Annotated in this window: 10 protein-coding genes; 6 read left to right on the plus strand and 4 right to left on the minus strand. The window is 66.6% G+C overall.

All coding sequences use genetic code 11. From position 1 onward, the window contains the following. Window positions 1–6 precede the first annotated feature (6 nt). On the minus strand, window positions 7–1122 hold the full coding sequence (locus V8324_RS04180; protein WP_442970464.1) for an efflux RND transporter periplasmic adaptor subunit: 1116 nt from the start codon (window positions 1120–1122) through the stop codon (window positions 7–9). Window positions 1123–1237: 115 nt separating this feature from the next. After that, the gene (locus V8324_RS04185) at window positions 1238–2125 is read right to left on the minus strand and encodes a LysR substrate-binding domain-containing protein (protein ID WP_336418659.1); all 888 of its coding nucleotides are present in this window, start codon (window positions 2123–2125) and stop codon (window positions 1238–1240) included. Window positions 2126–2295: 170 nt separating this feature from the next. Here V8324_RS04185 and V8324_RS04190 point away from each other — a divergent pair, with 170 nt between their 5' ends. Next, complete coding sequence (locus tag V8324_RS04190; RefSeq protein ID WP_336418660.1) at window positions 2296–3918, plus strand: GMC family oxidoreductase; 1623 nt, start codon at window positions 2296–2298, stop codon at window positions 3916–3918. A gap of 57 nt (window positions 3919–3975) precedes the next feature. Further along, complete coding sequence (locus tag V8324_RS04195; RefSeq protein ID WP_336418661.1) at window positions 3976–5406, plus strand: aldehyde dehydrogenase family protein; 1431 nt, start codon at window positions 3976–3978, stop codon at window positions 5404–5406. A gap of 57 nt (window positions 5407–5463) precedes the next feature. On the opposite strand, the gene V8324_RS04200 is transcribed toward V8324_RS04195, so the two are convergent. Both V8324_RS04200 and V8324_RS04205 read right to left on the minus strand, forming a co-directional pair. Further along, window positions 5464–6612, minus strand: coding sequence for a TauD/TfdA family dioxygenase (locus V8324_RS04200; protein ID WP_336418662.1), 1149 nt, complete (start codon window positions 6610–6612; stop codon window positions 5464–5466). A 42-nt stretch (window positions 6613–6654) separates the two neighbouring features. Then, complete coding sequence (locus tag V8324_RS04205; RefSeq protein WP_336418663.1) at window positions 6655–7623, minus strand: NAD(P)-dependent oxidoreductase; 969 nt, start codon at window positions 7621–7623, stop codon at window positions 6655–6657. A gap of 338 nt (window positions 7624–7961) precedes the next feature. On the opposite strand from V8324_RS04205, the gene V8324_RS04210 reads away from it, so the two are divergent. The 4 genes from V8324_RS04210 (at window position 7962) to V8324_RS04225 (ending at window position 9586) form a co-directional block, all read left to right on the plus strand. After that, window positions 7962–8198 carry a hypothetical protein gene (locus V8324_RS04210; protein WP_336418664.1) on the plus strand — a complete coding sequence of 79 codons (237 nt, stop codon included), beginning with the start codon at window positions 7962–7964 and terminating at the stop codon, window positions 8196–8198. A gap of 48 nt (window positions 8199–8246) precedes the next feature. Then, complete coding sequence (locus V8324_RS04215) at window positions 8247–8663, plus strand: AI-2E family transporter (protein ID WP_336418665.1); 417 nt, start codon at window positions 8247–8249, stop codon at window positions 8661–8663. A gap of 180 nt (window positions 8664–8843) precedes the next feature. Continuing rightward, window positions 8844–9389, plus strand: a complete 546-nt coding sequence (locus V8324_RS04220) for a hypothetical protein (protein WP_336418666.1) — start codon at window positions 8844–8846, stop codon at window positions 9387–9389. Beyond that, the gene (locus V8324_RS04225) at window positions 9377–9586 is read left to right on the plus strand and encodes a hypothetical protein (protein WP_336418667.1); all 210 of its coding nucleotides are present in this window, start codon (window positions 9377–9379) and stop codon (window positions 9584–9586) included. Before V8324_RS04220 ends, V8324_RS04225 begins: the two co-directional genes overlap by 13 nt. Window positions 9587–9857 lie beyond the last annotated feature (271 nt).

Genomic DNA, 9857 nt, shown 5'->3' on the forward strand with positions numbered 1-9857 from the left:
ACCTGGTTACTCTGCGCGCGGTTCCGGGACCACGGTCGCGCCCGGTCCGGTCTTCTGGAACCCGGCCACGACGATCCGGTCCCCGTCGCTCAGCCCCTCGTCCACGACCCACCTGTTGCCCTGGTCCTGAACGATGTTGACCGCGCGTTCCTCGATCACGTTGTCGGCGTTCACGACCCAGACCCGCGGGCGTCCGCGCCGGTCGCGGATGACGCCTTCCTGCGGCACCAGGAACACCGCCTCGGCCACCTCGACGGGCATGTCCACCTGCACATACATGCCGGGCAGAAGCAGCAGGTCGGGATTGTCGAACTGCATGCGCAGGGTCACCACGCCGGTTTGCGGATCGACGTTCGGCTCGGCGGCCTTGAGGGCGCCGGTTTCGGAATAGGCGGACCCGTCGGCGAGCCGCAGGCGCACGGTCGCGTCGGCGCCCTCGAGCTCCTCGGCGGTCTCGCCGCGGCGCCACCGCAGCAGGTCGGCCGCCGATTGCGTGACATCGACATAGACCGGATCGATGGTGCGGATCACCGCGAGCGGCTGCGCCTGGCTGGCCGTCACAAGCGCGCCTTGCGAGATCTGCGACAGCCCGATGCGCCCCGAAAGCCGTGCGCGGATGGTGGTGCGCGACAGTTCTATCTGCGCGGTGTTGAGCTCGGCCTCGGCCAGTTGCACGCCGGCCTGGGCCGAATCGCGGGCCGACACCGCCTCGTCGAGCGCCTGCTGGCTGGCCACGTTGCGCGATTGCAGTTCCGTCAGGCGATCCGCATCGCGTTCCGCGGCGCTCAACCGCGCCTCGGCCTGCGCCACCCGGGCGCGCGCCTGCCGGACCGCGGCCTCGTAGGTCGACTTGTCGATCCGGTAGAGCGGATCGCCCTCGGCCACGTCCGCGCCTTCGTCGAAGAGCCGCTCGATGACGATACCGTTCACCTGGGGGCGGACCTCGGCCTCGGCCGAGGCGGCGACGCGCCCGGGCAGCAGCGAGGTCAGCGTGACGTCCTCGGGTGCCATCGTGAGGACGGTGACCCGTCCGGGATCCTGCGATTGTTGCGCCTGCATCGGAACTGGCGTCAGCCCGATGACAGCGGCGAGGATGAACAGAAACGTCCTGGCGTCACTCATGATACGCCCTTTCAGCTACAACATTTCGCGATCATCTCGATGGCGCTGCCACCGACGGCGCCGTTAGATATCGCGATCCGGGAAATTGCAAGCGTGACGATCTCCTGACCTGGCGCTAGGCGGCCGCGCCCGAGGAGGTCAGCCAGTCGCGAAAGCGGTCGATTTCGTCGGTGCGGGGGCTGTCCTCGCGCGCGATCAAGTAAAAGCCCTGATCCATCGGCAATTCGTACGGAAAGGGCGAAACAAGCAGCCCTTGGTCGAGATAGCGCTGCGCAAAGCGCCGCATGATGATCGCCGATCCCTGCCCGCTGGCCAGCATCTGCAGCGCGATCAACGACGAGTCGGCCTTGATCCGCTGTGTCGGGACCGGAAGATCGAGATCGAACCGCGCCGACAGCCGGTCCCAGTCCACCTCGGATCCGGTCACCTGCACGACATCCGCCGCCGCGAGCGCCTCGAGCGTCGGCCCGCCGTCGAAACTCGCGGCATAGTCGGGATGACAGACCACGCTTGCCCGTTCGAGCCCCAGCGACCAGATCCGGCTTTCGGGCCAGTCGCCGGTGCCGTAGCGGATATCCACATCGATCGACGCGTCATCCATCCGGTCCGACCAGACGGCAGTCGACAACTGGATGTCGATATCGGGGTGAAGCGCGCGAAAGGCCCGCAGTTTGGGTGCCAGCACCAGCGCCGCGTAGGAGATCGACGCGCGCACCTTCAGCGTCTGCCGGCGCGGCACCCGGAAAAGGCCATCGGTCGCCGCCTGCATGTCCCGGAACGACTTGCGGATCGGCTGCGCATAGGCTTGCCCCATATCGGTCAGCTCGACCCCGCGCGGCAGACGGTGGAAAAGCTGCACTCGCAGGTGCTGCTCGAGCATCCGCACCTGCTGGCTGACCGCCGCCGGGGTCAGCGCCAGCTCGTCCGCGGCCGCGCTGAACGAGGCGTGCCGCGCGGCCGCCTCGAACGCGCGCAGCCAGATGACATGGGGCAGGCGGGTCATGCGGGTGTCCTTCGGTTCGGTGCGTGGCGACTCAGATGGCCCGGTTGGAGCAGCGTCAACGAAACCGGGCATAAATTATCCTGACCCATAGCGGTCAAAGCCGTTGCTTGTGACGCGGCCCGGTCTGCAGTCTGCTGCGCGGGATGAACTATCCGACACGGGCCCCCGCCATGCAAGCCGATGAATTCGATTACGTGATCGTGGGCGCCGGGTCGGCCGGCTGCGTGCTGGCCGACCGGCTGACCCGTGACGGCCGGCACCGCGTGCTGCTGCTGGAATCGGGCGGATCGGATGCGCGGCTCTGGATCAAGGTGCCGATCGGCTACGCCTTCAATGTCGGGAACCCGGCGTTGAACTGGGGATACCGCACGCAGCCGGATGCGGAACTGGACGGGCGGGTCACCCCATGGCCGCGCGGGCGGGTGATCGGTGGATCGGGCTCGATCAACGCGATGGCCTATGTGCGCGGCTTGCCATGCGATTTCGACGACTGGGCGGCGGCCGGCGCGACGGGCTGGGGCTGGGACACGGTGCGCAGCGTCTACGATCGGATGGAAACACGTCACGCGCCCGACGCAACCGGCCGCAGGACCGCCCAAGGGTCCGGCCCCGTCTGGGTCAGCGATCTGTCGGAGCAGATGAACCCGTTCTCGCGCACCTTCCTCGAGGCCGCGCGCGATATCGACCTGCCGCTCAGCGATGACATGAACGCCGAGGCGGGCGAAGGCGTCACCTATTACCGCAGCAATGTGCGCCGGGGCCGTCGCTGGTCCTCGGCGGATGCGTTCCTGCGCACGGCAAAGGGGCGTCCCAACCTGAAGGTGATCACCGGCGCCGAAGCGCAGCGGATCGAGAGGCTGAACGGGCAGGGCAACCTGCTGTATTACCGACACGGGGGCCGCGACCGAACGGTGCGCGCCCGCCGCGAGATCCTGGTGAGCGCCGGCGCGATCAACACGCCCAAGCTGTTGCAGTTGTCCGGGATCGGTCCGGCGGCCTTGTTGCGGTCGCGGGGTGTTCCGGTCGTACGCGATCTGCCGCAGGTCGGATGCGGATTGCAGGATCACCTCGCCGTGTCCTACCAGTTTCACGCGACCCGGCCCACGCTGAACGCCGCCCTTGGCAGCATGACGGGGCGGTTGCGCGCCGGGCTCGACTACGTCCTGCGGCGGCGCGGCCCGCTGGCGGTGCCGGTCAACCAGGTGGGCGGCTTCGTGCGATCCGCGCCCGACCGGGCCGGCCCGGACGTCCAGCTTTTCTGCAACCCGGCCAGCTACGAGATGTCGCCCGCCGGCCGCCCGGTGCTGGACCGAGAGCAGGGCTACCTGATCTCGGCCCAGCCCTGCCGCCCGACCAGCCGCGGCGCGGTGCGCATCGCCTCGCCCGATCCCGGGGACGCGCCGCTGATCGAGGCCAATTCTCTGGCGACCGAGGGCGACCGCGACGCCGCCCTGCGCGCCAGCCGGCTGTTGCAGCGGCTTGCCATGGCCCCCAGCCTGCGCGCCGTCACACGTGCCGCCAAGTTGCCGGATCTGACCTGTCTCGACGATGACGGGTTGATGGCGGCGTTCCGCGCGCGCGCCTCGACCGTTTATCACGCGTCCTGCACCTGCCGGATGGGCCACGGGCCCGAGGATTCGGTGCTCGACGCGCGGCTGCAGGTGCACGGCGTGCCGGGTTTGCGCGTTGTGGATGCGTCGGCTTTTCCGAACGTCACCTCCGGCAATACCAACGCGCCGACCATGATGCTGGCGATGCGCGCCGCCGATCTTATCTTGCAGGATGCAGGGTGATGCAGCGACGCATCGAAACCGGGGAGATGCCAGCCCCCGATCGGATAAGGATCAGACATGACGACACTCGACAAGTTCTACATCGACGGTGCTTGGGTCGCGCCGGCCTCGGATGCCACGATGCCGATCATGAACCCGGCCACCAACACAGCTATCGGCACTCTTTCGCTTGGCGATGCGCGGGATGTCGATCGGGCCGTCGCGGCAGCGCTGCGCGCCTTCGACAGCTTCTCGCTGACCCCCAAGGCCGAGCGTCTGGACCTGCTGAAGCGCCTGCGCGCGGTCACCGTCGCCCAGATGGAGGATATGGCAAAGGCAATGTCGACCGAGATGGGCGCGCCGATGACCATGGCGCGCGAGGTGCAGGCCGATGCGGCCCTCGGACATCTCGACGCCTTCATCGCGGCGCTTGAGGACCAGCCCGAGGAAGACGTTCTGCCCAACGGCGATATACTCAGCCGCGAACCGATCGGGGTCTGTGGCCTCGTCACGCCCTGGAACTGGCCCATCAACCAGATCGCGCTGAAGGTCATCCCGGCGCTTGCAACGGGTGCGACCTGCATCCTGAAGCCGTCAGAGCACACGCCGCTCTCGGCGCAGATCTATGCCGAGATGGTGCACGAGGCGGGCTATCCGCCGGGCGTGTTCAATCTCGTGCAGGGTGACGGGCCCACCGTTGGCACGGCGATGTCGCGGCACGAGGGTATCGACATGATGTCGTTCACCGGCTCGGCGCGCGGCGGCAAGGCCGTCAGCCATGACGCGACCGACACGATCAAGCGCGTGACGCTGGAACTGGGCGGCAAGTCGCCCAACCTGGTCTTTGCCGATGCCGATCTGCCGGCGCGCGTGGCCGAGGGCGTGCGCGCCTGTTTCGACAATTGCGGCCAGTCCTGCGACGCGCCCACGCGCATGCTGGTAGAGCGCAGTTGCTACGACAGGGTGCTGGATTTGGCGACCGAGGCCGCTGCAGCGCAGAAAGTCGGTGATCCCGCGCAGGAGGGCGATCACATCGGCCCGCTTTTCGACGAGATCCAGTATCACCGCGTGCAGCAGATGATCCAGGTGGGCATCGACGAGGGCGCCCGCCTTCTGATCGGCGGCACCGGAACACCCGAGGGGTTCGATGCGGGCTGGTATGTCCGCCCCACGATCTTCGCGGATGTGGACCCCGACATGCGGATCTCGCGCGAGGAGATTTTCGGGCCGGTGCTGGTCATCACCCCGTTCGAGGACGAGGCCGACGGCATCCGGCTGGCCAACAATACCGAATACGGCCTTGCGGCCTTCATCCAGACCGGCGACGAGGCGCGCGCGCTGCGCGTGGCGCGGCGCCTGCGCGCCGGCAGCATCAGCATCAACGGACAGGCCGCCAATTACGGCTCGCCCTTTGGCGGGTTCAAGCAGTCCGGCAACGGGCGAGAGGGCGGCGTGTACGGGTTGGAGGATTACCAGGAGATCAAGCTGCGAACGCCGTTCGTCGCCTGAGGCGAAAATCGGCGCGGTGCGATCGCCTCCGCCGCGCTGCCTTTGCCCGTGACGACGTCAAGCAACGTCCCTTTGGGGCAAATACCCGGTCCCCGTAACGCCGCGCTTGGCCAAGATCCGGTAGGTGCTGCGCAGCGCGCCGCGGTCGGTGTAGCAGCCGCGCAGGTACCGCTGGCCGCTGTCGGCGACATAGCCCTCGCGGCCATGCACGATGCGGTGATTGTCGAACACCACGCAGGTTCCGGCCTTTGCGCGGCAGCGCATCACGAACCGGTCCTCCTGCAACATGCGGATGAACTTCACGAGGGCCGGGTAATAGCGATCCAGAAGCGGTTGCGGCAGATCGATGTAATCCTGCAGGTGCTGCGACATGGTCAGGCCGGTCACGTTGCCGTCGACATCCGTCTCGATCACCCGCTGGTGGGCGCGGTAATCCCAGTTGTCGTGCCGGTAGAAGAACGGGATGTCATGGCCGGCCAGCAGATCGAACGCCTCGGGGTCTTCCGCCTTGAGGGCCATCGCCACCGCCGCCCCGTCGAGAAACAGCGACCGCCCGCCCTCGACGGTGTTCTCCATGCAATGCAGGAACTGCACGCCCGGCGCCATTTCCTCGCCCGGCAGGTCGGTGTGCATTTCCAGTGGACCAGCGGTGAAGGCGAGGTTCGTGGGGTCGATCTCGACCCGCACGTCGAAAAACAGCCCCTCCGCCGAGGGCGTGATCGGCCCGATCGCATTCACCAGCCGCGGCAGGCTATCGGGATCGTCGGCCATGTCGGTGACGAAGGCGATGCCGTCCTCGATCAGCGCGCGGGTCAGTGCGGCGCGCGCGTCCGGCGCTGTCAGCACCGCATCTTGCGAGACCCGCAGCACCCGGTCGAAGTGATCGCCGTACCACAATGTGCGCGGCAGTTCCGCCGGATCGGCCTGACGCCCTGCCTCGGCGACCTCGCGCAGCAGCGTCAGCGGCACGTGGCTAGGGGCGTCTTCCGCCTGCCAGTCGATGACGAGGCTGTCACCTTCGACCCGGGCCGACGTGGCGCGCGGCCCCGCCTGAAGCGATGAACAGTCGAACACCCGCTCGCGGGTCTGCGGGTCGAAACAGTCGAGGCTGGCATCGCGCAGCCAGTAGTAATTGAAATACGTCGCACCCTGCGGCAGCGCGACCGTCATGCCGTCGTCGTGCAGTTCCACGGTGATTTCCGACATCGTCATTGCCTCCTTTCGCATGGTGGTCCGGTCGCGGCGGGCTCAGCCTGCCATCAGCGGTTTCGACAGGCCGGTCGGCGTCACCTCGTATCCCGGCTCTTCGGGTTCGTCGTCGACCATCTCGGCGGGAAAGCCGGGCGCGCTGATGGTTAGCCCGGTGGCATCCTCCAGCCGGCGGATGATGTTGGGCGAAAACTCGCGCTCGCCATAACGCGCGATGCCGTCCTCGAGGATCTGCAGCAGCAGCGGACTGATCTCGAGCGGCACGTTGCCCGCCGCGGCGATACCCTGGAAGAGGCCGATATCCTTTTTCACCAGGTCCATGGTGAACGAGATGTCGCGCGAGCCGTTGAGGATGACCTGGCTTTCGGTCTCGTGCACGAAGGAGGTGCCGGAGCTGATCTTCATCGCCTCGTAGGCGGTGTTCATGTCCATGCCGGCGGCCTTCATGGTGACCAGCGCCTCGCAGCAGGTCAGCAGGTTGGCGGTGGCCAGGTAGTTGGTCATTACCTTCAGCACCGACGCCGTGCCGATCTCGCCGGTATGCAGCACCCGCCGCCCCAGCGTGGTCAGCAGCGGCAGGATCCGCTCAAAGGTGGGTCGATCGCAACCCGCGAAGATCGAGATATTCGCCGTATCCGCCCGGTGGCAGCCGCCCGAGACCGGGCATTCCACCGCGGCGCCGCCCCGTTCCCTGACCAGCGCGGCCAGTCTTTTCACCTCGGACGCGTCGGTGGTCGACATCTCCAGCCAGATTTTATCGGCGGTCACCTCGGGCAGCATAGCCTCGACGACGACGGCCGAGGCGGCCGGCGAGGGCAGGCAGGTGATCGCCACATCGCAGTTGCGCATCAGTTCGGCCGGATCACGGGCGGCATGCGCGCCGCGCTCGACGAAACCCTGCACCCGCGCCCCGTCGAGATCGCAGACGGTCAGTTCGAACCCGTTGCGCAGTGCACTGCCCGCCAGCTTTCCGCCGACATTGCCCAGCCCGATGAACCCTACATGCATGAGGTCTGCCTTCGCTTGAAACGTTTCCACCACTCTGGCGCAGTCCAGTCAAAGGCGGAAACGATGGCTTTGTGTCCTGAGCCACAAAATTTTTTGAAACGCCGCTGACCGCGTGAAACCGCGCCCGTTTTCCCCGCATTACGCAAGCGCGTGCCTTGACCTGGAAGCTTCCCATCCCCCGCCGCGTTGACGGATCGTGACCTGTGAAATCGATATGACAAGGCGTTACCCCGCGCACGCGCCGCCAGGCAATGCGCCACAAGATGTACTCCCGGTTGTGGGTGAGCTCATCCCGGGGTCTGGCATGGTTCGGAGCCGCAGCGCTGCCGGAGGTCACGTTGCGGGTGCTCGAGCCCATGATGACGCCCTTCATCGTCGAGGCTACGATCGCCTATTTTCTGGATCCGTTCGCGTGCCGGCTCGACTTCCATGGAACTCATCGCATGCTCAGGGCCGCGGTGCTGGTGCTTCTGATGATGGCCCGGATCCTCGCGGCGGTTGTCGGGCTGTTGCCGCTCCTGGCGGTAAAGATGACGGGGCTGGTCCGCAGCATCCCGACCATCACGCCACCGTGAAACGGGGCTTGCGCCGATTCCCCCATCGGCCGGCGCGACGCCGGGAATGTGCTCGATGATCTGGTGAACCGGATCGGCGAAACCGTCGTGCAGTCCGAGGTTTCGGTGTGCAACGGGGGCGTCTCGGGTTTTGGCAACCTCGTGCAGGCGATCGTCTTTCGCGTGGTGATGCCGGTCGTGGTCTTTTACCTGCTGCTCGGCTGGCAGCGCATGCTGGCGGCCGGCGAGAAGCTGGTCCCCCGCGCCAACCTCGACACCACCCGCCGCCTCATGCGCGAGATCGACCCGGCGCTTTCCGGATATGTCCGCGGCACGGCGACGGTATTCCTCTTCCTCGCCGGACTGATTTCATTCATTCCTTGTGTTGGTGCGACGATCGCCCTCGGCTCGCCTTCAGCGTTCCGGCGGCATGAGGCTCCGGCCTCCTGGCCGCCCGACAGCTCCCACGCGTGCCGGCGCAGGTAGGGCAGGTTCTCGGTGATTCTCCGGACATCGCTGCTTGCCTCGTTGTCGCCTCGCATGGCGTGTCCTTCCGTTTCGGGGGCGTTTCAGGATACTCAGGTAACGCATGAAACAAGACGCCGGGGTCGCCGCGTTTTGTTCCCCTTAAGGCGGGGATAAATCAGAACATCCGAAAGCAGAACGATGCCTGAACAGGATCCCAACAGCCCCGACGACCGGGGTAACCGGGCAGCGGATATCGATCAGCAGATGTCCGAAACCCTTCAGAAGCTCCAAGAGTCGAGCGTCGACGAGAAACTGCCGCAATCACTGCGCGATCCGCTGGAATATCTGAAGGCGCGGAACAGTGACGACGACAGATGCGCCCCCGCCATCGCCGAGATCCGCGACGACCTTGTCGGCTTGGTGCCCGAACTGCTCGCCTTCGCGCTCAGCCAGGCGCGCAACTCGTCGGTCGCCGATGACCTCTTGCAGGAAATCTTGCTTAAAGCGATGGCCAAGGTCGACAGTTTCACGCCGGACACCAAGTGTACGTCTGACGGCTCACGATCCGGCGCAACACCTTCTGGTCGGGAACTCGCAAGATGCAGCGCGAGGTGGCCAAGGCGGACGCCGCCTAGGCGGCGCGGCTGTCGCAGAACCCCACGCATGACCGGAGGGTCGCGCTGCGCGATTTCGCCGCGGCCTTCGCCGTACCTTCCGACGAGCAGCGAAAAGTGCACATCCTGATCGGCGCCTCGGGTCTGTCCTGCGTGGATGCTGCCGAGACCTGCCACTGCGACGTCGGCACCATCAAGCGCCGCCTCAACCGCGGCTGCGCGCGGCTTGGCGAACTGTTCGACCCCGCGCCGGACACCCCGGCGGCGCACCGCGATCCCGTACAACCGATGGCCGGCCCCGTGGCCACAAGCGCAGGGCCTGAATGATGCGCCGATCGCGCGTCGGGCGCCTGTCGAAAGGCCTGAAGGTCCGCCTGATGCTGTCGCGAGCGCTGGTCCCGTTTGACAGATTCGCCGTGACTCAGGAAGATCGCGCCCGGTCCGAGTCGCAGCGCAGCCAGGAGACCTCGTGAATCGCCCCGGATTTGTCGGAGGCAGTCAACTTAACAGGCTGCTGAAAAACCCCGCCTCGACATGGATTTGAGAACGTGATTCACCCTTTGCACGGCATGTAGGGGGATGACGATGCGCGGGACGG

The sequence above is a fragment of the Roseovarius sp. D22-M7 genome (assembly GCF_037083785.1).
Lineage (GTDB): Bacteria > Pseudomonadota > Alphaproteobacteria > Rhodobacterales > Rhodobacteraceae > Roseovarius.

Bases quoted from the DNA above. Each gene is read 5' to 3' on its own strand.
- V8324_RS04180 (WP_442970464.1), bottom strand. From the start codon at position 1,122: ATGAGTGACGCCAGGACGTTTCTGTTCATCCTCGCCGCTGTCATCGGG.
- V8324_RS04185 (WP_336418659.1), bottom strand. From the start codon at position 2,125: ATGACCCGCCTGCCCCATGTCATCTGGCTGCGCGCGTTCGAGGCGGCC.
- V8324_RS04190 (WP_336418660.1), top strand. From the start codon at position 2,296: ATGCAAGCCGATGAATTCGATTACGTGATCGTGGGCGCCGGGTCGGCC.
- V8324_RS04195 (WP_336418661.1), top strand. From the start codon at position 3,976: ATGACGACACTCGACAAGTTCTACATCGACGGTGCTTGGGTCGCGCCG.
- V8324_RS04200 (WP_336418662.1), bottom strand. From the start codon at position 6,612: ATGTCGGAAATCACCGTGGAACTGCACGACGACGGCATGACGGTCGCG.
- V8324_RS04205 (WP_336418663.1), bottom strand. From the start codon at position 7,623: ATGCATGTAGGGTTCATCGGGCTGGGCAATGTCGGCGGAAAGCTGGCG.
- V8324_RS04220 (WP_336418666.1), top strand. From the start codon at position 8,844: ATGCCTGAACAGGATCCCAACAGCCCCGACGACCGGGGTAACCGGGCA.